This window comes from Kitasatospora sp. NPDC057738, assembly GCF_042798815.1.
Classification (GTDB): Bacteria; Actinomycetota; Actinomycetes; order Streptomycetales; family Streptomycetaceae; genus Kitasatospora; species Kitasatospora lactacystinica.
In genome coordinates this window covers 38,201-58,444 of record NZ_JBHVJT010000052.1, presented here as the reverse complement: position 1 = coordinate 58,444, position 20,244 = coordinate 38,201, and the positions used below count along the sequence as shown (strand labels likewise).

The following is a 20,244-nucleotide window of genomic DNA, read 5'->3' as shown; positions in this document are numbered from 1 at the left end:
CTTGCGAAAGCTGTCATTCAGGCCACTCGTCCGGTCCCGGGCGGCCCGGAACACTCGTTCGCGTGACCGAACGCAGCGTCCTCGCCCCCGCATCCCGCTCCGAGCCGCCCGACCCGGCCAAGCGCCCCCGGGTGCACTACGCCTGGGTGGTGGCCGGCGTCTCCCTGCTCGTCCTGCTCGGCTCGGCCGGCTTCCGCTCCACGCCGAGCCTGATGATGGACGCCCTGCACAACGAGTTCGGCTGGTCGCTCGGGACGATCTCCAGCGCCACCTCCGTCAACCTGACGCTCTACGGCCTCACCGCCCCCTTCGCCGCCGCCCTGATGGACCGGTTCGGGGTGCGCCTGGTGGTGGTCTGCGCGCTGCTGACCATCTCGGTCGGCTCCGGGCTGACCATGCTGATGCGCGAGCCCTGGCAACTGGTGCTCTGCTGGGGCGTGCTGGTCGGCCTCGGCAGCGGCTCGATGGCCGGAGCCTTCGCCACCACCATCACCGGGCGCTGGTTCCGGGCCCGCCAGGGCCTGGTCACCGGAGTGCTGACGGCCGCCGGAGCGGCGGGGAACCTGGTCTTCCTGCCGATCGGCGCCTGGCTGGTCGAGCAGCACGGCTGGCGTTCGGCCGTGGTCGTGGTCTCGCTCGCCGCCAGCGCCGTCGCCGTGCCGGTGCTGCTGCTGATGCGCGAGCGCCCCGCCGACGTCGGCCTGCTCCCGTACGGTGCGACCGAGGCCCCGGCCGCGACGGTCACCGACGGCCGAGCCCTGGCCCGCTCGCTGCGGGTGCTGCGGAACGCCGCGCGCGTCCGGGCGTTCTGGCTGCTGGCCGGCTCCTTCGCGATCTGCGGCGCCACCACCGCCGGCCTGGTCGGCACCCACTTCATCCCGGCCGCGCACGACCACGGCATGCCGGTCACCACCGCCGCGAGCCTGCTCGCGCTGATCGGCGTGTTCGACGTGCTCGGCACCGTCTTCAGCGGCTGGCTCACCGACCGGGTCGACTCCCGGGTGCTGCTGACGGTCTACTACGGGCTGCGCGGCCTGTCCCTGCTCCTGCTGCCGCAGCTGCTGGCCGGATCGCTCCAGCCGCCGATCCTCGCCTTCGTGATCTTCTACGGCCTGGACTGGGTGGCCACCGTGCCGCCGACCGTCGCGCTGTGCCGCCGGCACTTCGGCGAGGACGCCCCGATCGTCTTCGGCTGGGTGCTCGCCGCCCACCAGATCGGCGCGGCCGTCGTCGCCGGGCTGGCGGGGCTGGCCCGTGACGCCCTCGGCAACTACGACCTCACCTGGTACGGCGCCGGCGCGCTGTGCGCGGTCGCGGTCGGGCTCTGCCTGGCGCTGCGCGGCGGGCGGGCCGACCGGGCGGTGCCGGCCCTCCCGTGACGGGCGGTCCGCGCGCCCGGGGGCGGCGCCGGACCTCCCGGTGGGACCGTCGTACCGGACGTCTAGGCTCCGCTCCATGGCGCTCACCTTCACCCTGGACCCCGAGCTCGACCCCGATCTGCGGACGGAGATCGTCCGGCTGTGGGCCGACGTCACCAACGCCGGCGGGGCGGTCGGCTTCGTGGCGCCGGTCACCGAGGAGGAGGTCCGGGACACCGCCGAACGCCAGTTCGCCGGGGTCGGACCGGACGGCCCGGACCGGTTGCTCGTCGCGCACGAGAGCGCGACGGGCCGGCTGGTCGGCGTGCTGTTCTTCGAGTCGATGCGCTTCGACCTCATGGAGCACTGGCGGATGCTCAAGCGGGTCATGGTGCACCCCGACTTCCAGGGCCTCGGCCACGGCGCCCGACTGCTCGCCGAGGCCGAGCGGACGGCCCGGGAGTGGGGCCTGGAGTCGCTGCGGCTCACCGCGCGCGGCGGCCTCGGGCTGGAGCGGTTCTACGCCCGCAGCGGCTACCGGGAGGTCGGCCGGGTGCCGGCCGCGATCCGGGTCGCCGCCGGGGACGACCGGGACGACATCACCCTCTGGCTCGACCTGCGCTGACGACCGCCCGCCGGGCCGCGGGCCGGATCGGGTGCCCCGTGCCCCGCTCCGGCCGTCAGGCATGCTTGACTGGAGAACCCGCCCCAGCGCAACGAAGAAGGACGTGTCGAGTGACCAGCAACGGCCCGGAGAAGTCGCACGCCACGCTCCGCTACACCTCGCTGCGGGTCAGCATCTTCCTCGGCTGCCTGCTGGTGGCCCTGCTGCTCGGGCACTTCGGCGTCATCCCGGTCAGCGGTGAGGCCGGCATGATCTTCCTGTTCCTGCTGGCCGCGATTGCCTCCGCGCCGCTCAGCTACGCGCTGCTGAGCAGGCAGCGCGACGAGATGTCCACGCAGATCAGCGGCAAGGTCTCCGGGATGCGCAGCCGTACCGCCGACCGGATCGCCGCGCAGAACGCCGAGGAGGACGCCGCCGACGACGCCGCCCGCTCGGCCACCGCCGGCCAGAACTGACCGGGGCCCGGCCCCGGAGCGCAACCGCCGTGCCCGCCACCCGAGACTCCGAGCCGCCCGAGCCGCCCGCCGGGCAGCCGTCCGCCGAGGGGGCGTCCGTCGAGGCGGCGTCCGCCGGGCAACCGTCCTCCGAGGGGGCGCTCGGCACCTGGCCGGCACCCGTCCGCCGCCCCACCGGGCGGGACGTGGCGCGGCTCGCCGGGGTCTCCCAGGCCACCGTCTCCCTGGTCTTCTCCGGCGCCGAGGCCGGCCGGCGGGTCTCCGAGGCCACCCGGGAACGGGTCCGGGAGGCCGCCCGCAGCCTCGGCTACCGCCCGCAGGCGGCCGGGCGGCAGCTGCGGCTCGGCCGCAGCGGGATGATCCTGCTGGCCGTGCCGAACCTCCAGGGCCCGTTCTTCGGCCGGGTGCTGGAGGGCGTCCACGAGGAGGCCGGCCGCAACGGCCTGGCCGTCGTGGTCAGCTCCGGCTGGGGCAGCGCCACCCTGGCCGAGGCCGCCACCGCCGGCCGCTTCGACGGCCTGCTGATCTGCTCCCCGGACGACAGCCAGCTCGGTGAGCTGCCCGCCGACACCCCCGCCGTCTTCCTGGACGCCGACCCCGGCACCGACCGGGCGCGGCCGACCGTCGAGCTCGACGTGGCCGGCGGGATGCGTGCCGCGGTCGAGCACCTGGCCGCGCTCGGCCACCGCCGGATCGGCCGGCTGCGCTCCAGCCACTCCGCCTACACCTTCCGGGTCCGGCAGGCCGCCTTCGAGCAGGCCGTCCGTGAACTCGACCTGGACGTCGTGGAGTTGGGTGTGAGTCTGAACGACGGCCACCGGGCCGCGCGGACCGTCGCGGGCCGGCTGCTGGAGCGGGCGGACCGGCCGCGGGCGGTGATCTGCGACGACGACGTGGTCGCCTCCGGGGTCTACCAGGCCGCCGCCGAGCTGGGGCTGCGGGTGCCGGAGGACCTGTCGGTGGTCGGCATGGACAACGTCGCGGTGGCCGCGCTGCTCGCCCCGCCGCTGACCACCGTCGACCTGCCGGGCGAGGAGCTGGGCCGGGCGGGCGCGGCCGCGCTGGCGGCCCTGCTGCGCGGGGAACGGGTGGCGCCGGTCGCGCCACTGGCCACCTCGCTGGTGCTGCGCTCCTCCACGGCGCCGGCCGGTACGGCCCCGACCGGGCGGTGACGGTCCGTCACCGGTGGCAGGACTGCGCCCGTCGGCCAGACCACCGGCGGGCGCAGTCGTTCGTGGGGGTGGGTCAGCCCACCGGGACGGGCCGGGCGGCCGGGGCGAGCGGCACCGGGTGGAACCAGCGCCGGGCGCCGAAGAGCACCAGTCCGCCGAGTGCGATCCCGCCCACCGCGCACAGCGCCACCGGGCGCAGCGAGTCCTCGGCGAGCTTGCCGGAGACGGCGTAGCCGAGCGAGTTGCCGGTGGCGAACAGCGTCACCAGCCAGGCGAAGGCCTCGGTGACGGTGCCGGTCGGCGCCAGTTCGGCGACCAGGACGAAGGCCGCCGCCAGCAGCGGGGCCAGCATGACCCCGGAGAGGAAGGCCAGCGCGGCCATCGGGTACGGCCCGGGCAGGGTGACCAGCGGCAGGTAGGAGGCGGCCATCGCGAGGGCCATCACCCAGGTGCGGGTGGCCGTGGTCTGCCGCCAGGTGACCGCGCCGTAGGCGAGCGCGCCGAGCAGGCCGCCGAGCGCGGCCAGTGCCAGCAGGGTGCCTCCGCCGCCGGGCAGCGTGCCGACGTGCTGTTCGGCGTAGGCGATGAACAGCACGTTCTGCGCGCCGACCGCCCAGCCGGCCCCGGCCAGTCCGACCAGTAGCAGCACCAGTCCGGGGGAGCGCAGCGGCCCGAGCAGTCCGGCGGACCGTTCCTGCGCCGGGGCGCGCCAGGCCCGGGCGGGCCCGGCGGTGGCGACGATCAGCGCGCCGGCCAGTCCGAGCCCGGCGGCCACCCAGAGTGCGGCGACCGGGCTGAACAGCCCGGAGATGGTGGCGACGGCCAGCGGACCGGCCACGTAGAGGATCTGCTGGGCGGCCGAGTCGAAGGCGTACGCGGTGTCGAGCTGCTTCTCCTCGACCACGTCCGGCCAGAGCGAGCGCAGGCAGGGTTCCAGCGGGGGCATGGCGAGACCGGCGATCGCGGCCCCGATCGGCGCACCGAGCGCGGAGCCGGGGGCGAGGGCGAGCAGCGCGTACCCGCCGCCGGCCACCACGGCGGAGGCGAGCAGGACGCGCGGCTGTCCGGTGCGGTCCACGATCCGGCCGAGCACCGGGCCGCCGACGGCGGCGGCGATCGCGTAGGCGGAGGTGGCCAGTCCGACCCGGCCGTACGTCACCCCGGCGTCGCGCAGGGCGAGGGCGATGACGAGGGCGGTCATGCCGGCGGGCAGGCGGCCGAGCAGGGTGCCGAGCAGCAGGCGGGTGACGTGCGGGGCACGGAGCAGGGCGAGGTAGCCCATCGGCCGTCCTCTCCGGTTGGGCAGGCAGGGGCAGGGACGCCGTCAAAGTTATACGTATAACTGCTCAGCGGTCAATCGGGTCGCCGAGCAGGCCTGATGGGGCGTCAGCTTCGTTCGTGTCCGGAGTTCGGGCCGATGGCGGGCCTCGGGAGGCGTGTGCGCTGCGTGACCTCAAACAAGTACTTTGAACATCTCAAACCTTTACTGCTAACGTATCGGCCATGACAGCCTCAGACGCACTGCGGATGCACGGCCCGGGCCCCCTGCCCGCCGCCGCCCGCCCGTGTGCTCTGACCGGTGCTGTGGACAGCCCGCGCCCTTGTCGCGCCATGCGCTGTGCTGCCCTGAGCTGTACCGCGGCGGCACGCCCCTGACCGGGGGCCCGACCCTCCCGTCCGGCCCCGCGCCGTGCCGCCCGCTCCGCCCCCACCTCACCGTCAGCAACGCCCTCCCCGGAGACGCTCCCCCATGTCCACAGCGCCCGAGGCGACCTCGTCGCCGTCCGTGCTCGCCCGCATCCGCAAGACGCCCTTCTGGGTGCAGATCGTCGCCGGCCTCGTGCTCGGCGTCGGCCTCGGCTACCTGGCCCGCGCCGCCGACATCTCCTGGCTGGCCACCACCCTGGAGACCATCGGCAAGATCTTCGTCCAGCTGCTCAAGCTGGCCGTCCCGCCGCTGGTGTTCACCGCGATCGTGGTGAGCGTCGCCAACCTGCGCAACGTCACCAACGCGGCCCGCCTGGCCACCCGCACGCTGCTCTGGTTCATGATCACCTCGCTGATCTCGGTCGGCATCGGCATCGGCCTGGGTCTGCTGACCAACCCGGGCGAGGGCACCAACCTGAAGACCGAGGGCCTCAAGGCGCTCGACTCCAAGGGCACCTGGATCGACTTCCTGACCGGGATCTTCCCGACCAACATCGTCGACTCCTTCACCAAGGTGAACGTGCTCCAGATCGTCTTCCTGGCGGTCGTGGTCGGCGCGGCGATCCTCAAGCTCGGCGCCAAGGCCGAGCCGGTCCTCAAGCTCAGCGAGTCCGTGCTGGAGCTGACCCAGACCGCGCTGTGGTGGGTCATCCGGCTCTCCCCGCTCGGCACCCTCGGCCTGATCGGCAAGTCCGTCGCCAAGTACGGCTGGGACCTGCTGAAGCCCTTCGCCACGCTGACCCTGGACATCTACCTCGGCTGCGCGCTGGTGCTGTTCGTCGTCTACTCGCTGGTGCTGCGCTTCGCCGCCGGGCTCAACCCGCTGCACTTCTTCAAGGGCGCCTGGCCCGCGATCCAGCTGGCCTTCGTCTCCCGCTCCTCGGTCGGCACCCTGCCGGTCACCCGCCGCGTCACCGAGCGCCTCGGCGTCCCGAGCGAGTACGCGTCCTTCTCCGTGCCGTTCGGCGCCACCACCAAGATGGACGGCTGCGCCTCGATCTACCCGGCCGTCGCCGCGATCTTCGTCGCCCAGGTCTTCAACATCGAGCTGGGCATCAAGGACTACATCCTGATCGCCTTCGTCTCGGTGGTCGGCTCGGCCGCCACCGCGGGCCTCACCGGCGCGATCATCATGCTGACGCTGACCCTGTCCACGCTGGGCCTGCCGCTGGAGGGCGTCGGCCTGCTGCTCGCCATCGACCCGATCCTGGACATGATGCGCACCGCGACCAACGTCGCCGGCCAGGTCGTCGTGCCGATCGTGGTCGCCGCCCGGGAGAAGATCCTGGACGTCGCCGCGTACAACAACCCGTCCGGGGACCTGTACGACGAGGCCCCGGAGCCGGCCGTCGCCGCCGGCCAGGGCGGCGCGACCCCGGTCGCGGCCTGACGCGGAGGCAGAACGTGCGGTCGAACGCCAGAGGGGACGTTCGACCGCCATGACGGAAAGGGCCCTCTCCCGGTGACGGGAGAGGGCCCTTTCCGCATTCCTTCGCTCCGTGCCCGAACTTCCGCCCCGGGACGGGCTTTCGAAAAGGCAGGGGGCCCGCCGACCGGCGGGCCCCCTTGGGTACTGCTCTTGTGCTCATGGTGGCGGCTGTCGGGAGCCGCCGGCGGACCCGTACGGGTCCCGAGCGATCAGAACATCAGAGGATGGTCAGACAGCGGTGACGTTCTCCGCCTGCGGGCCCTTCGGGCCCTGGGTGACGTCGAAGGTGACCGTCTGGTTCTCCTCCAGCGAACGGAAGCCGTTCGCGTTGATGGCGGAGTAGTGAACGAAGACGTCGGGGCCGCCGCCATCCTGGGCGATGAAGCCGAAGCCCTTCTCAGCGTTGAACCACTTGACGGTTCCCTGAGCCATGCCGTTCTCCTTGCGATGCGTGTCGGGGGCCACACCGTGTGACACCCGGTCCGCTGCGCTGATCGCCCTGCCTCCGGACGTGTCCGAAATTTTTCGATATTGCTGAAAAACTACAAAAAGCCTGCGGTTACATGCTCCGCAGGCTTCAAGTACTGCAAGGGGAATCAAACTGCAACTGAGGGCAACGCTAGCATGCGGCCGCTGTGACGACCAGAGGTCACTTGAGGCGTGGAAGGCGCGTGTCGTAAGGGCCGGAGCGGGCGTGGAAAGGCGCGTCGATGCCGCGTCGACGCCGCGTCGACGGGGCGTCGACGGGGCGGGAGGGCGTGTCGGACGGCCGGTGCGAGCCGCCGCGAACAGCAGGCATACGCTGCGGGGAGGCACGAACAGCAAGGGAGCGGCGCAGTGGCAGCACCGGAGGCACGGACACCGGACGCGCGGACGCGGGAGCCCCAGGAGAACACACCGGTCAGGCCCCGGGTCGGCCACATTCAGTTCCTGAACTGCGTACCCCTCTACTGGGGACTCGCCAGGACCGGGAACCTGCTCGATCTGGACCTCACCAAGGACACCCCGGAGAAGCTGAGCGACCAGCTCGTCGACGGCACCCTGGACATCGGCCCGATCACCTGCGTGGAGTACCTGCGCAACGCGGACGACCTGCTGGTCCTGCCGGACATCGCGGTCGGCAGCGACGGCCCGGTGATGTCCTGCCTGATCGTGAGCAAGGTGCCGCTCGCCGACCTCGACGGCCGCCGGGTCGCCCTCGGCTCCACCAGCCGCACCTCCGTACGGCTCGCCCGGCTGCTCCTGGAGGAGCGCGAGGGCGTGCGCCCGGACTACTTCAGCTGCCCGCCGGACCTCAGCGCGATGCTCGCCGAGGCCGACGCCGCCGTCCTGATCGGCGACCCGGCCCTGCGCGCCTACCTGGGGCAGGCCGCCGACCTCGGGCTGACCGTCCACGACCTCGGCGAGATGTGGAAGGAGTGGACCGGCCTGCCCTTCGTCTTCGCGGTCTGGGCGGTGCGGCGCGAGTTCGCCGAGCGCGCCCCGGAACTGACCGCCGCGGTGCACCGGGCCTTCCTGGAGTCCCGCGACCTGTCGCTGGTGGAGGCCGGCAAGGTCGCCGAACAGGCCGCCCGCTGGGAGGCCTTCGGGGCGGACGTGCTGGAGCGGTACTTCAGCGAGGCGCTCGACTTCTCGCTCGGCGAGCGGCAGCTGGCCGGCGTCACGGAGTTCGCCCGGCGGGTCGCGCACGACAGCGGGTTCGCCTCCGACGTCGCGGTGCGGCTGCTGGAGCCGGCGGCGTTGCCGCTGGGGATGCAGCAGGGGATGTAGGGAGAGGTAGGGGACGTAGGGGCGCCGTCCGGCTGCGGGTTCCCGCACCTGTTCGCGGGCCCGCGTCCGTCTTCGTACGACCGGCGCCGCCGCGCGGGCGGAAGGGTGAAGACAGGCCCGAGGGCCGGGCGGAGCACCGCCCGGCCCGGTACGGTCTGCACCCGAGGCGCGTCCGATGGGCGGTCGGCGGAGCGCGCGTGCGAGGGCGAGGGGAGCGTGCGGGATGCGGGCACTGGGGTCGGACGATCCGCGCCAGGTGGGCGGCTACCGGCTGCTGCGGCGGCTCGGCTCGGGCGGAATGGGCCGGGTCTACCTCGGCCGGACGGCCGGCGGGCGCACCGTCGCCGTCAAGGTGGTGCGGTCGGAGCTCACGGACGACGCCGAGTTCCGCGCCCGCTTCCGGCAGGAGGTCGCCGCCGCCCGGCGGGTCGGCGGCGCCTGGACCGCGCCCGTGCTGGACGCCGACACCGAGGGCGCACGCCCCTGGGTCGCCACCGGCTACGTGGCGGGCCCCGCGCTCGGCGACGCCGTCCGGACGTACGGGCCGCTGCCCGAGCCGGCCGTGCGCTCGCTCGGCGTCGGGCTCGCCGAGGCCCTGGTCCACGTCCACGGACTCGGCCTGGTGCACCGGGACGTCAAACCGTCCAACGTGCTGCTCACCCTGGACGGACCGCGGCTGATCGACTTCGGGATCGCCCGGGCCCTCGACGCCGCGGGCGGCCTCACCCGTTCCGGTTACGTGGTCGGGTCGCCCGGCTTCATGTCACCCGAGCAGGCGAACGGGCAGGCGGTCGGGCCGGCCGGGGACGTCTTCTCGCTCGGCGCCGTCCTCGCCTTCGCCGCCACCGGCGTCCACCCCTTCGGCGAAGGGGTCAGCGCGGCCGTGCTGCTCTACCGGGTGCTGCACGAGGAGCCGGACGTGGCCGGGCTGCCCGAGCCGCTGCGCGGGATCGTCCTCGGCTGCCTGGCCAAGGACCCGGCCGCCCGGCCCACCCCGCGGCAGCTGCGCGCCCGGCTGGACCCGGACGGCACGGCCGCCGCCCGGCTGGCCCAGGGCGGCTGGCTGCCGGGGGAACTGGCGGCGGGGGTGGGACGCAGCGCGGTGGAACTGCTGGACCTGGACCTGGACGGGGAGCCGGGGGAAGCGGGGAAAGCGGGGGAAGCGGTTCCGGGCGGGGTGGGCGCGGACGCGGGTGCCTCCGGTGCCTCCGGGGCCTCGGCCGAGGCGGTGCGGACACCGACCTTCGTGTCCGCGGGCGGGCCGCAGGGTACGGGGGAGCACCCGCCGTTGAGCGGTCCCGTCCGGGACGGGACCGCGCAGGGGGCGCGGCCGCGGCGGGCCCGGAACGCGGCGGCGGTCGCGGCGGTGCTCGTGCTGCTCGGGGGCGGCGGGTACGGGCTGTACGGGTGGCTGCACCGGGCCGAACCGGCGGTGTCGGGCCCCACGGCGGCGCCGCTGCCGGAGGCGTCCGCCGACCCGGGCCGGGCCGTCCCGCCGGGCGGCGCCGGCACCTCCGGGTCCACCTCGGCCTCCGGCGCTCCGGGGAGCGGGACGGCGTCCGCCCCGGGTGCGGTGCCGCCCGGGACGGGCGGGCCGAGCGTGGTGCCAGCCGCCTTCCTGGGCACCTGGAGCGGGGACATGGTCACCGACAAGGGGCTGCCCGGCGGGACCACCACGCTCACCGTCCGTCCGGCGGCGATCGGCCAGGAGAGCACCACCAGCCGCAACGCCGTCTCCGGGCTGCTCTCGATCAGCTGCGAGGGCGCCTGGACCCTCAAGTCGGCCTCCGCCACCAAGCTGGTGTTCCAGTCCCGACTGGTCCGCTCCTCGATCCCCGGCGCCTGCACCGGCGGCTCCAACGCGGAGACGCTCACCCTGCAGTCCGACGGGACGATCCGTTTCGCCTCCGCCGACCCGCCGGCCGGGAACCCGGCCGGCACGATGCGCAGGACCGACGGGGCTGGCGTGGCCGGCGGGGCCGACGGCTGAGGGATGCGGCGGGGACCGGCCGGGGCGTGGTCCGGGCATGGTCCCGGCGTGTTCCGGGCGTGGTCCGGTCGCGGTACAGGGGTCGCCCGTGCGCGGCCCGGGGCGGCCCGAGCGCAGTTCAGCGGGCTGACGCGGGCGGCGGAATGTGCTGGCGTAGGCTGGTTCGGCCGTACCCGAGTAGCACTTGAGAGAGAGAAGGCCGCCAGGTGACCGAGCTCGCAGCGACCACCCTCGATGCGTCCAGCACCGACCTGAAGGCCGTGCTCGACCGCGCCACCGCCGGTGACCGGATCACCCCGGAGGAGGCGCTGGAGCTCTACCGCTCGGCGCCGCTGCACGCGCTCGGCTCCGCCGCCGACGCGGTGCGCCGCCGTCGCTACGCGGGTACCGAGCACATCGCGACGTACATCATCGAGCGCAACATCAACTACACCAACGTCTGCGTGACGGCGTGCAAGTTCTGCGCCTTCTACGTGCCGCCGAAGAGCGACAAGGGCTGGTCCCGCGAGCTCGACGAGATCCTGCGCCGCTGCGCCGAGACGGTTGAGCTCGGCGGCACCCAGATCATGTTCCAGGGCGGCCACCACCCGGACTACGGCGTGGAGTACTACGAGCGGGCGTTCTCGGCGATCAAGGCCGACTTCCCGCAGCTGGTGATCCACTCGCTCGGCGCCTCCGAGGTCGAGCACATGGCGCGGATCTCGGGCGTCTCCGTCGAGGAGGCCATCACCCGGATCCACAAGGCCGGCCTGGACTCCTTCGCCGGCGCCGGCGCCGAGCTGCTGCCGGAGCGGCCGCGCAAGGCGATCGCCCCGCTGAAGGAGTCCGGCGAGCGCTGGCTGGAGATCATGGAGATCGCCCACGGCCTCGGCGTGGAGTCCACCTCCACCATGCTGATGGGCACCGGCGAGACCAACGCCGAGCGGATCGAGCACCTGCGGATGATCCGCGACGTGCAGGACCGCACCGGCGGCTTCCGGGCCTTCATCCCGTACACCTACCAGCCGCAGAACAACCACCTGAAGGGCTCGACCCAGGCCACCGTCTTCGAGTACCTGCGGATGATCGCGATCGCCCGCCTGTTCCTCGACAACGTCGCCCACATCCAGGGCTCCTGGCTCACCACCGGCAAGGAGGCCGGCCAGCTGTCGCTGCACTACGGTGCGGACGACCTCGGGTCCGTCATGCTGGAGGAGAACGTCGTCTCGGCGGCGGGTGCCAAGCACCGCTCCAACCTCACCGAGCTGATCCACCTCATCCGGGCCGCCGACCGCGTCCCGGCGCAGCGCTCGACCACCTACGAGCACCTGCGGGTGCTGGACGACCCGGCCAACGACCCGGTCGACCCGCGCGTCGCCTCGCACATCGCCTCCACGGCGATCGAGGGCGGCACCGCGCACCCCGAGCTGAAGATCCTGGACAGCTGAGTCCCCTTCTTCTCCTCTCCTCCTGGCCCCTCCTCCTGGCCCTTCCCGTGCCGGTGTCGTTGATGCCGGTGTCCCTGGTGCCGTTGCCGTTTCCGCTGGCGTTGGCGTTGCCGCCGGCGTTGCTGTCGAAGTCGAAGGCGCTGTTGTGCTGACTCTGCACCGGGCGGCGTTCGTGCTGCCCGACCCGGCCGACCCCACCGCCCCGTCCATCGCCGACGGGGCGGTGGTGGTGCGTGGCGAGCTGGTGGAGGCGGTCGGGCCGTACGGGGAGCTGGCGGCCGCCCACCCGGGCGCGCGGGTGCGGGACTGGGGCGCGGCCGTGCTCACCCCCGGGCTGCGCAATCCGTACGGACACCGGCTGCTGGAACGGGCGTACCACCCCGATCCCCGGGAGGAGGTCGGCGTCGAGCCGGTGGCGGACGGGCTGGCCGGGTCCACGGACGAGGCGCGGTGCGGGGCCAGCGCACGGCGGGGGCTCCAGCGGATGCTCGGGTACGGGGTGACGGCGGTGGCCGGGCCCTTCGAGCGGGCCTCGGTGCGGACGGCGGTGGCGCGGTCGGGGGTCGTGGGACTGCCCGGGTCGTCCGCTTCCGCCGGTTCTGCTGCCTCTACTGGTCCGGCCGGTTCGTCAGGAGGGCCGGGCGGCGAGGGCGCGGGGCCGCTGGACCCGCTGGCCGTCCTGCCGCTCGCGGAGGCCGTGTACGGGCGGGTGGCGGCCGGGCGGCGGGCGGACTTCGCGGTGTTCGCGGTCGCAGGGGGCGGGATCGGGGGCGGGGGCGCGAAAGCCGTGTCGGGCGCGGACGTGGGCGCTGGTACGGGTGCGGGCGCGGCGGCGGGCGCGGAGCCGGCGGCGGGTGGGTGCCTGGCCACGGTGCTGGGCGGGCGGTTGGTGTACCGCCGACGGTGAGACGGTCGTCACGGCGGGTGTGACGTACTCGTCAGTAGCCGGATTTCCTTGTGGCGAACGGGACTTCCTTCGTGTGCACCCGAACTCCGGTGCCGGTGCCGGAGAGTGATTGTCCCTTCATCGTGACCTGAGGGCCCGCCAGCGGATACGATCCCGGACAGCTCACTCCGTACCCTCACCACACCACTGCCCGCGCCCGCGGGCGGCGGGGCCGTGTCCCCGGCCCCGAAGGCAAGCCAGGACAGGAACCATGCAAACCGCGACCGTTCCCCCGCCGCGCACCCCGCGGATGGGCCGTGGTTGGTACCTCGCCGCCGTGCTCAGCGCCGTGCTGGCCGTCGGCATGTGCCTGCTCGGTTGGCGCCAGGCCGACCAGGCCGACCGGATCGAGGCGCACCCGGTGAGAGTCGAGGGGGTCGTCACCCAGCTCCCGACCGGCGGCGGCACCTACAGCGCCGTCAGCTACCGGGCCGGCGGGGAGCCGCACACCGCGGCCGCGCTGCCGCTCTCGGACAGCGCCAAGCTCGGCGACAGGATCTGCCTGGAGCACGCCGCCGACGACCCGGGCGCGGTGCGGATCTGCGGCGACACCTACCCGCAGCCCGTCGGCGTGGGCCTGGCCCGGTTCAGCGTGCCGGTGGCCGTCGTGCTCTTCGTCATCTGCGTGCTGCGCATCCGACGGCATCACAAGGCCCTCGCGCTCCGCGGCGGGCAGGGGAAGCTGGCCGCCAACCTCGCACTGGCGACGGGGGCGCTGGCGGACGGGATGCCCGCGATAACGCACGGCAAGCGGTCGCGTCGGCGGCGCCGCGCGGGCGGGCGGCGCGCTCAGCACTGACCGGCCGTGCCCGGTACGGGTGGGACGCGCCCGGTACGGGTGGGCGGCTGCTCGACGTCGGGCGCGGGCCGGGTCCGACCTTGGGCCCGGCGTTCGGCCCCGGGCCCGCGGGCCCGGGCCGGGGTTCGGCCGGGTTCGGCTCCGGGTCGGTGTGCCCCGTTGGTCGGGGCGTCCGTGCGAGGGTGAACAATGGGGGCGTGACCCGAGCCTCTCTGGACAAGCAGCCGCACGAAGTCGCCGCCATGTTCGACGACGTCGCGGCCAAGTACGACCGCACCAACGACGTGCTCTCCCTCGGCCAGGCCCGTGCCTGGCGCCGGGCGGTGGCCGAGACGGTGGCCGCCGGGCCGGGGGACCTCGTGCTCGACCTCGGGGCCGGCACCGGCACCTCCTCGCTGCCCTTCGCCGAGGCCGGGGCCGAGGTCGTCCCGTGCGACTTCTCGGTCGGCATGCTCGCCGAGGGCAAGCGCCGCCACCCCGAGCTGGCGCTCACCGCCGGCGACGCCACCCGGCTGCCGTTCGCGGACGACACCTTCGACTCGGTGACGATCTCCTTCGCGCTGCGCAACGTCCAGGACACCGACGCGGGGCTGCGCGAGATGCTGCGGGTCACCAAGCCCGGCGGCAAGCTGGTGATCTGCGAGTTCTCCACCCCGACCTGGACGCCGTTCCGGACGGTCTACACCGAGTACCTGATGCGCGCGCTGCCGCCGGTGGCCACCGCCGTCAGCAGCAACCCGGACGCGTACGTCTACCTCGCCGAGTCCATCCGGGCCTGGCCGGACCAGCCCGGGCTGGCCACCAGGCTCCAGGACAACGGCTGGTCGAAGGTCGCCTGGCGGAACCTGACCGGCGGGATCGTCGCGCTGCACCGGGCCTACAAGATCGCGTAGCCGGGCTCGGCTGATCCGGCCCCGACCGATCCGGCCCCGACCGATCCGGGCGCGGGCCCCGGGCCCGGGTGTCACGGCTCCGGGTGCCGCGGCTCGATCGGTGCGGCTCGATCGGTGCGGCTCGGGACCGCGGCTCGGGTCCGGCGGTCGGGGGCGGGGGCGCATCCGGTGACGTGAGCGGAACTAGACTGCCGGAGACAGAGCCGCCGTCCCCCAGCCGCAGTTCCAGGAGTGTGTCCACGTGTCCGAGACCGCAGCCGATCTGACGAAGCCGGACAGCCCCGTGGAGAGCACGGCCGACGTCATCGTGGTCGGCGCGGGCCCGGCCGGCTCCACCACCGCGTACTACCTGGCCCAGGCCGGGCTGGACGTGCTGCTGCTGGAGAAGACCGCCTTCCCGCGCGAGAAGGTGTGCGGCGACGGCCTGACCCCGCGTGCCACCAAGCAGCTGGTGGACATGGGCATCGACGTCTCCACCGAGAACGGCTGGCTGCACAACAAGGGCCTGCGCATCATCGGCGGCGGTGTCCGGCTGGAGCTGGACTGGCCCGAGCTGTCCTCCTTCCCCGACTACGGCCTGGTGCGCAAGCGCGCCGACTTCGACGAGCTGCTCGCCCGTCAGGCCGAGAAGGCCGGCGCGCGGCTCTACGAGCGCTGCAACGTCAGCGGGCCGGTCCTGGACGAGCGCACCGGCCGGATCGTCGGCGTCACCGCCAAGCTCGGCGACGAGAAGCGGCCGGTCACCTTCCGGGCCCCGCTGGTGGTCGCCGCCGACGGCAACTCCACCCGCCTCTCCCTCGCCATGGGTCTGCACCGGCGCGAGGACCGCCCGATGGGCGTCGCCTACCGCACCTACTTCACCTCGCCGCGCCACGACGACGACTACCTGGAGTCCTGGCTGGAGCTGTGGGACACCCGCGGCAGCGAGCGCAAGCTGCTGCCCGGGTACGGCTGGGTCTTCGGCATGGGCGACGGCACCTCCAACGTCGGCCTCGGCATCCTCAACTCCTCGCCGGCCTTCGGCGAGCTGGACTGGCGCGAGGTGCTCAAGGCCTGGTGCGCCGGCATGCCGGAGGAGTGGGGCTACACCCCCGAGAACATGACCGAGCCGATCCGCGGCGCCGCACTGCCGATGGCCTTCAACCGGCAGCCGCACTACACCCGCGGCCTGCTGCTGGTCGGCGACGCGGGCGGCATGGTCAACCCCTTCAACGGCGAGGGCATCGCCTACGCGATGGAATCCGGCCAGATCGCCGCCGGGGTCATCGTGCAGGCCCTCGCCCGGGTCACCGACGGCGGCCGCGAGCGCGCCCTCCAGGCCTACCCGCGCATCCTCAAGGACGTGTACGGCGGCTACTACACGCTGGGCCGCGCCTTCGTGAAGCTCATCGGCAACCCCAAGGTGATGCAGATCGCCACCCAGCGCGGCCTCACCCACCCGATGCTGATGCGCTTCACCCTCAAGCTGCTCGCCAACCTCACCGACCCGCAGGGCGGCGACGCGATGGACCGCGTGATCAACGGCCTCGCCAGGGTCGCGCCGAACGCCTGACCCGGATCGGGTGCCCGACCCGGCCGGGTGCCTGGTCGTGTCCGGTGCCGGGTTCGGCCGGGCGCCTGGTCCCGTTCGGCGCCCGGTCCGGTCGGGTGTCTGGCCCGTCCGGGCCAGGAGGAGGCCTGACCCGAGGGGACGGCGTGCCTCCGACGGGGGCGTCGCCTATGCCCCGTCGACCGCCGGGGGTTCCTCCGGCGCCCGCCGGGAGGCGGTGGAGCGCTGTTCGACGTAGGCGAGGCGCTCGGCGAAGACCCGGGCCGCGTCGGGGGTGAGGGTCCTCAGGGCGACGAGGGCGGAGAAGACGACGTCGCAGAGCTCGTGCTGGACGTCCTCCCAGGTGTGGGTGACTCCCTTGCGCGGGTTCTGGCCGGTGGCACCGACCACCGCCGCACCGACCTCGCCGATCTCCTCGGAGAGCTTGAGGATCCGCAGCAGTCGTTCCTCCTGGGGCGACTGCGTGCTCTGCTCGTCAAGCCATGCGACCAGGTGGTCGACGCTCTCCCAGATCCGGCTGTCCATGCGGTGCTGCTCCTGCTCCCGTTGCGGTGTCGTTGGTGCTGCCACCGTACGGGAGTGGGGAGCGGGGGACGGCGGGTGGCGGGCCGGGGCTGTCCGGCCCGCCCGGTCAGCGGGCGCTGATCTTCACGTTGCGGATGTTCACCGGGAGCGTGGGGAAGCCGTCGCCCGGGTTGTTCTGGTCGTCCTCGCCGCCGGCGGCGATCTTCTGGAGCACGTCCAGTCCGGCGGTGATCCGGCCGAAGGGCGTGTAGGCGGGGGAGAGCTTGGTGTCCTTCCAGACGAAGAAGAACTGGCTGCCGTTGGTGTTCGGGCCGGCGTTGGCCATGGCCACGGTTCCGGCCGGGTAGGTGGCGCCGGTCAGGTTCTCGTCCGGGAAGGAGTAGCCCGGACCGCCGCTGCCCGTGCCGGTCGGGTCGCCGCACTGGAGGACGTAGATCCGCTGGGTGGTGAGGCGGTGGCAGTGGCTGCGGTCGAAGTAGTCGTGCTCGGCGAGGAACCGGAACGAGAAGGTGGTGCAGGGCGCCTTGTCGGTCAGCGCCTCGAAGGTGATCTGGCCCTGGCTGGTCCGCAGTGTCGCGCGGTAGGGCTTCGCCGCCTTCTTGGCGTCGAACACCGGGATGCCCTTGAAGTTGTCGGCCGGGACGGCCGGTGTGTAGGTGCAGCCGGCGGTGGGGGTGCCGGCCGCGGGGGCGTCCGCGACGGCGGTGCCGGTGCTCGCCACGAGCGGGAGGACGGTGGCGGCGGCGACCAGCGCCCAGTGCGTGCGCTTCACGTGACGGACCTTCCGGGGAGTGGTGGACGGCGGGGTTGTCATGGGTGCATCATCCACGGCCGGATGGGGATGCGGTAGGGGTTGGGGCGGCCGTGGCTCCTCGGGCGGCAGTGGTGTGATGGTTTGTCAGTTCCGTTCCGTGGTGGTCGTGGTGGTCGCGGTGGTGGTGAAGAGCCCTGCGCGCGCGGCCAGGGCCGCGGCGTCGGCGGCCCGCTCGGCGGTGCGGGCGTCCAGGGGCTCGCCGGAGACGAACAGGCGGTAGTAGAGCGGTGCGGTGGCGGCCCGGACCACCTCGGCGCCGTCCGTCCCCGTGGGGAGCTCGCCCCGGGCGACGGCCCGTTCGGCCACCTCGGCGGTCTGGCGGTGCCGGGCCGCGAAGAAGGCGCGGAGGGCGGCCGCGCCGGCGTCCGAGCGCTGGGCGGCGGAGATCAGCGCTATCGGTGTGGGGCCGAGCTCCGGGTCGGTGAAGACGCTGAACACCTCCTGGGTGATCCGGCGGAGGTCCTGCTGGAGGTCTCCGGTGTCGGGCAGGGGCCAGGGCTGGTCGGCGGAGGCGGTCAGGGCGTCGGCGACCAGGCCGTCCACTCCGCCCCAGCGTCGGTAGAGGGTCGCCTTGTGGGCGCCGGAGCGGGTGGCGACCGCCTCGACGGTGAGGCCGTCGTACCCCTTCTCGGTGACTTCGGCGAGCGTCGCGGCGACCACCTCCGCCCGGACCCGGGCGCTGCGGCCGCCCGGGCGCGGGGTGGGGGCGCGGGGTTCCGGCGCGGGGTGGGTGGCCTCAGTCAAAGTCGACTCCGGTCGCGTCAGGGATTGCTGTGGCGTGACGGTCGCGCCGTGCTCATCGTAATGCGACTCAAGTTGCATTACGAGCAGAGCCTGCCCGCCCGCCGCGGCCACCTGCTCGTCGCCCGACCCATCGGTGCCCGCGCGGGGCATTGATCATCGGCGGCCCGGTGCGCGAGGATGGCGCACCTTTGCTCCACGCTCCACCTCGTCCACCGCCGGGCTCTCCGCCCGGCTTTTGGGTCCGTCCGACGCCGTACGGTACTCGCGCCCGCCGGTTCCGTCCGTTCGGAGGGATCTTTCGCATGTCAGCCTCCCTGTCCGACCTGCCCGAGGGTTCGTCCTCGTCGGTCCTTCGTGATCTTCCGGTCCTGCTCGTGGCCGTGGTGTGGGGATCGAGCTTCCTCGCTGTCCAGCGCGTGGCCGAGCCCGGGACGGTCGTGGCGATGCTCGTGCTGCGGTTCGGGCTGGTGCTGCCGCTGCTCGGGATGGTCGCCTGGCGCGCCCTGCGGAGGCTGAGCCGTGCCGAGTGGCTCGGCGGTGCCGCACTGGGGCTGGTGCTCAGCGGGATCTTCCTGCTGGAGACCTACGGAGCCGTGCACACCTCCGCGACCAACGCCGGACTGATCATCAGCCTCGCCATGGTGCTCACCCCGCTCGGCGAGAGCGCCCTCGGCCGGACCGCACCACCGAAGGCCTTCCTCGCGGCCGCCGGGCTGGCCGTCCTCGGTGTCGCCCTGCTCACCGGCGACGGCGGGCTGCGCCCTCCGACGCTCGGAGATCTGCTGGTGCTGGGCGCCGCCCTCGTCCGCTCGGCGTACGTCCTCGCGATGGCCCGCACCCGAGCCGTCCGCGACACCGACATGCTCGCCGTCACCTGGGTCCAACTCGCCGTGGCCACCGGCGTGTTCTCCGTCGTCGCGCTGTCGGTCGGTCCTGCGCCGTGGACGGTCGCCCGTTCGTACGGAGCCGGCCAGTGGGCCTGGCTGCTGCATCTGTCCTTGTTCTGCACTCTGTTCGCCTTCTTCGTCCAGATGTGGGCCGTGCGGGCCACGTCGCCCTCGCGGGTGAGCCTGTTGCTCGGCACCGAGCCGTTGTGGGCCGCCGTCTTCGGGATCACCCTGGCCGGGAACCGGATGGGCCCGCTCGCCCTGCTCGGCGGAGCCCTGGTGCTGGTCGCGACGGAGTGGGGTCGGCGCACGGCCCCCGCGCCGGCCCCGATCCGGAACGAGGACGAGGGCGAGGGCGCGAGCGGGAGGGATGCGGCAGGGCCGAGCGCGGAGCCGGCCCAGGTGTGACCGGCCGCCCTCGTCACCGGTGCCGCCACAGAGTCCGGCGGGCGTAGTCGAGGGTGACCGCACCGAGCAGCGGGCCCCAGGCGACCAGGGGCAGGTAGGCGAGCGTCATCACCACGCCGGCGAGACCGCGCGGAGAATCCGGTTCGGCCAGGTTGCGGGCCCAACCGCCGAGGAGCGCGGTCGTACCGAGGGAGGTGAGGATCACCGAGCCCAGCAACGCCGGGACGATCGCGGCGAGTGGCCGGACCCGACGGCCGCCCAGCAGCGGTATCCACCGGGGCGCCACCAGCCCCCAGGGCCGGACCAGGCCCAGGGTCAGGAAGGCCAGCGACTCGGCCAGGGCGCTCAGCGCCACGCAGTAGAGCGTGCCCCAGCCCGGTTGGTGCTCGGCGTACGCGGCGAGCGTCGCGCCGCTGAAGCCGACCGGGACGCCGAAGCCGAAGGCGATCCGCCACAGCCCCGAGGGGACGGTGGTCAGGACGGCGGCCTTGGCGGCGAGCCGGGCCCAGCGCGGTGCGGGCGGGACGTCCGGGGCGGCCGCCGCGGCCCGGTGGGTGGTGCCGCGGGCGTTGATCACGAGCTTCGACATGGTGGTGGACTCCCTTCGGCTCCGGCCTCCGTGGCCGGTGCGACGACTCAAGACTGGAGCCCCGCCAGGGGTTGGCGGCAGATGCCGATCGGGCTGTTCCTCCTGCTCAACCCGCCTTTGAAATATGCCGATCGGCACAGGCGCGACGCATGGGCGG

At 73.6% G+C, this 20,244-nt stretch carries 19 protein-coding genes; 13 read left to right on the top strand and 6 right to left on the bottom strand.

The features are described 5' to 3' along the window. Positions 1 to 62 precede the first annotated feature (62 nt). From ACFVGO_RS26205 to ACFVGO_RS26190, 4 genes are all read left to right on the top strand, one after another. Complete coding sequence (locus tag ACFVGO_RS26205) at positions 63 to 1,379, top strand: MFS transporter (RefSeq protein WP_359902200.1); 1,317 nt, start codon at positions 63 to 65, stop codon at positions 1,377 to 1,379. Positions 1,380 to 1,455: 76 nt separating this feature from the next. After that, positions 1,456 to 1,983: a GNAT family N-acetyltransferase gene (locus ACFVGO_RS26200; RefSeq protein ID WP_380634372.1), complete on the top strand. Its 528-nt coding sequence runs from the start codon at positions 1,456 to 1,458 to the stop codon at positions 1,981 to 1,983. A 110-nt stretch (positions 1,984 to 2,093) separates the two neighbouring features. Then, positions 2,094 to 2,438, top strand: coding sequence for a DUF4229 domain-containing protein (locus ACFVGO_RS26195; protein WP_359902206.1), 345 nt, complete (start codon positions 2,094 to 2,096; stop codon positions 2,436 to 2,438). A gap of 29 nt (positions 2,439 to 2,467) precedes the next feature. Continuing rightward, complete coding sequence (locus ACFVGO_RS26190) at positions 2,468 to 3,610, top strand: LacI family DNA-binding transcriptional regulator (RefSeq protein ID WP_380634370.1); 1,143 nt, start codon at positions 2,468 to 2,470, stop codon at positions 3,608 to 3,610. Positions 3,611 to 3,683: 73 nt separating this feature from the next. Here the strand turns inward: ACFVGO_RS26190 and ACFVGO_RS26185 are convergent, their stop codons facing one another. After that, on the bottom strand, positions 3,684 to 4,892 hold the full coding sequence (locus ACFVGO_RS26185; RefSeq protein ID WP_380538410.1) for an MFS transporter: 1,209 nt from the start codon (positions 4,890 to 4,892) through the stop codon (positions 3,684 to 3,686). 468 nt (positions 4,893 to 5,360) lie between these two features. Here ACFVGO_RS26185 and ACFVGO_RS26180 point away from each other — a divergent pair, with 468 nt between their 5' ends. Continuing rightward, positions 5,361 to 6,707, top strand: a complete 1,347-nt coding sequence (locus ACFVGO_RS26180; protein ID WP_359902214.1) for a dicarboxylate/amino acid:cation symporter — start codon at positions 5,361 to 5,363, stop codon at positions 6,705 to 6,707. A gap of 267 nt (positions 6,708 to 6,974) precedes the next feature. On the opposite strand, the gene ACFVGO_RS26175 is transcribed toward ACFVGO_RS26180, so the two are convergent. Next, the gene (locus tag ACFVGO_RS26175) at positions 6,975 to 7,178 is read right to left on the bottom strand and encodes a cold-shock protein (RefSeq protein ID WP_188301247.1); all 204 of its coding nucleotides are present in this window, start codon (positions 7,176 to 7,178) and stop codon (positions 6,975 to 6,977) included. Positions 7,179 to 7,583: 405 nt separating this feature from the next. On the opposite strand from ACFVGO_RS26175, the gene ACFVGO_RS26170 reads away from it, so the two are divergent. From ACFVGO_RS26170 to ACFVGO_RS26140, 7 genes are all read left to right on the top strand, one after another. Beyond that, a complete protein-coding gene (locus ACFVGO_RS26170; protein ID WP_359902217.1) occupies positions 7,584 to 8,516 on the top strand; it encodes a menaquinone biosynthesis protein in 933 nt (310 codons plus the stop codon). Positions 8,517 to 8,739: 223 nt separating this feature from the next. Continuing rightward, positions 8,740 to 10,506 (top strand): protein kinase, encoded by a 1,767-nt coding sequence (locus ACFVGO_RS26165; RefSeq protein WP_380634367.1) that lies wholly within the window; start codon positions 8,740 to 8,742, stop codon positions 10,504 to 10,506. A gap of 206 nt (positions 10,507 to 10,712) precedes the next feature. Further along, positions 10,713 to 11,933 (top strand): cyclic dehypoxanthinyl futalosine synthase, encoded by a 1,221-nt coding sequence (gene mqnC, locus ACFVGO_RS26160; protein WP_380351877.1) that lies wholly within the window; start codon positions 10,713 to 10,715, stop codon positions 11,931 to 11,933. Positions 11,934 to 12,078: 145 nt separating this feature from the next. After that, a complete protein-coding gene (locus ACFVGO_RS26155) occupies positions 12,079 to 12,840 on the top strand; it encodes a hypothetical protein (protein WP_380634364.1) in 762 nt (253 codons plus the stop codon). Between the two features lie 250 nt (positions 12,841 to 13,090). Further along, positions 13,091 to 13,678 carry a hypothetical protein gene (locus ACFVGO_RS26150; RefSeq protein ID WP_359902229.1) on the top strand — a complete coding sequence of 196 codons (588 nt, stop codon included), beginning with the start codon at positions 13,091 to 13,093 and terminating at the stop codon, positions 13,676 to 13,678. Between the two features lie 197 nt (positions 13,679 to 13,875). Further along, positions 13,876 to 14,571, top strand: coding sequence for a demethylmenaquinone methyltransferase (locus ACFVGO_RS26145; protein WP_359902232.1), 696 nt, complete (start codon positions 13,876 to 13,878; stop codon positions 14,569 to 14,571). Between the two features lie 241 nt (positions 14,572 to 14,812). Next, on the top strand, positions 14,813 to 16,123 hold the full coding sequence (locus ACFVGO_RS26140) for a geranylgeranyl reductase family protein (protein WP_359902234.1): 1,311 nt from the start codon (positions 14,813 to 14,815) through the stop codon (positions 16,121 to 16,123). 165 nt (positions 16,124 to 16,288) lie between these two features. Here ACFVGO_RS26140 and ACFVGO_RS26135 read toward each other — a convergent pair whose 3' ends face one another. The 3 genes from ACFVGO_RS26135 to ACFVGO_RS26125 all read right to left on the bottom strand — a co-directional run bounded on the left by ACFVGO_RS26135 (position 16,289) and on the right by ACFVGO_RS26125 (position 18,203). Continuing rightward, positions 16,289 to 16,645 carry a MazG-like family protein gene (locus ACFVGO_RS26135; RefSeq protein ID WP_380634362.1) on the bottom strand — a complete coding sequence of 119 codons (357 nt, stop codon included), beginning with the start codon at positions 16,643 to 16,645 and terminating at the stop codon, positions 16,289 to 16,291. A 106-nt stretch (positions 16,646 to 16,751) separates the two neighbouring features. Further along, positions 16,752 to 17,417 (bottom strand): peptidylprolyl isomerase, encoded by a 666-nt coding sequence (locus tag ACFVGO_RS26130; protein ID WP_359902240.1) that lies wholly within the window; start codon positions 17,415 to 17,417, stop codon positions 16,752 to 16,754. Positions 17,418 to 17,543: 126 nt separating this feature from the next. Then, positions 17,544 to 18,203, bottom strand: coding sequence for a TetR/AcrR family transcriptional regulator (locus ACFVGO_RS26125; RefSeq protein WP_380634360.1), 660 nt, complete (start codon positions 18,201 to 18,203; stop codon positions 17,544 to 17,546). A 302-nt stretch (positions 18,204 to 18,505) separates the two neighbouring features. Between ACFVGO_RS26125 and ACFVGO_RS26120 the strand changes: the two genes are divergently transcribed. Then, positions 18,506 to 19,498, top strand: a complete 993-nt coding sequence (locus tag ACFVGO_RS26120; RefSeq protein ID WP_359902245.1) for a DMT family transporter — start codon at positions 18,506 to 18,508, stop codon at positions 19,496 to 19,498. A 13-nt stretch (positions 19,499 to 19,511) separates the two neighbouring features. Here ACFVGO_RS26120 and ACFVGO_RS26115 read toward each other — a convergent pair whose 3' ends face one another. After that, positions 19,512 to 20,087, bottom strand: coding sequence for a hypothetical protein (locus tag ACFVGO_RS26115; protein WP_359902247.1), 576 nt, complete (start codon positions 20,085 to 20,087; stop codon positions 19,512 to 19,514). Positions 20,088 to 20,244 lie beyond the last annotated feature (157 nt).

Bases quoted from the DNA above. Each gene is read 5' to 3' on its own strand.
- ACFVGO_RS26200 (WP_380634372.1), top strand. From the start codon at position 1,456: ATGGCGCTCACCTTCACCCTGGACCCCGAGCTCGACCCCGATCTGCGG.
- ACFVGO_RS26185 (WP_380538410.1), bottom strand. From the start codon at position 4,892: ATGGGCTACCTCGCCCTGCTCCGTGCCCCGCACGTCACCCGCCTGCTG.
- ACFVGO_RS26180 (WP_359902214.1), top strand. From the start codon at position 5,361: ATGTCCACAGCGCCCGAGGCGACCTCGTCGCCGTCCGTGCTCGCCCGC.
- ACFVGO_RS26175 (WP_188301247.1), bottom strand. From the start codon at position 7,178: ATGGCTCAGGGAACCGTCAAGTGGTTCAACGCTGAGAAGGGCTTCGGC.
- ACFVGO_RS26165 (WP_380634367.1), top strand. From the start codon at position 8,740: ATGCGGGCACTGGGGTCGGACGATCCGCGCCAGGTGGGCGGCTACCGG.
- ACFVGO_RS26150 (WP_359902229.1), top strand. From the start codon at position 13,091: ATGCAAACCGCGACCGTTCCCCCGCCGCGCACCCCGCGGATGGGCCGT.
- ACFVGO_RS26135 (WP_380634362.1), bottom strand. From the start codon at position 16,645: ATGGACAGCCGGATCTGGGAGAGCGTCGACCACCTGGTCGCATGGCTT.
- ACFVGO_RS26120 (WP_359902245.1), top strand. From the start codon at position 18,506: ATGTCAGCCTCCCTGTCCGACCTGCCCGAGGGTTCGTCCTCGTCGGTC.
- ACFVGO_RS26115 (WP_359902247.1), bottom strand. From the start codon at position 20,087: ATGTCGAAGCTCGTGATCAACGCCCGCGGCACCACCCACCGGGCCGCG.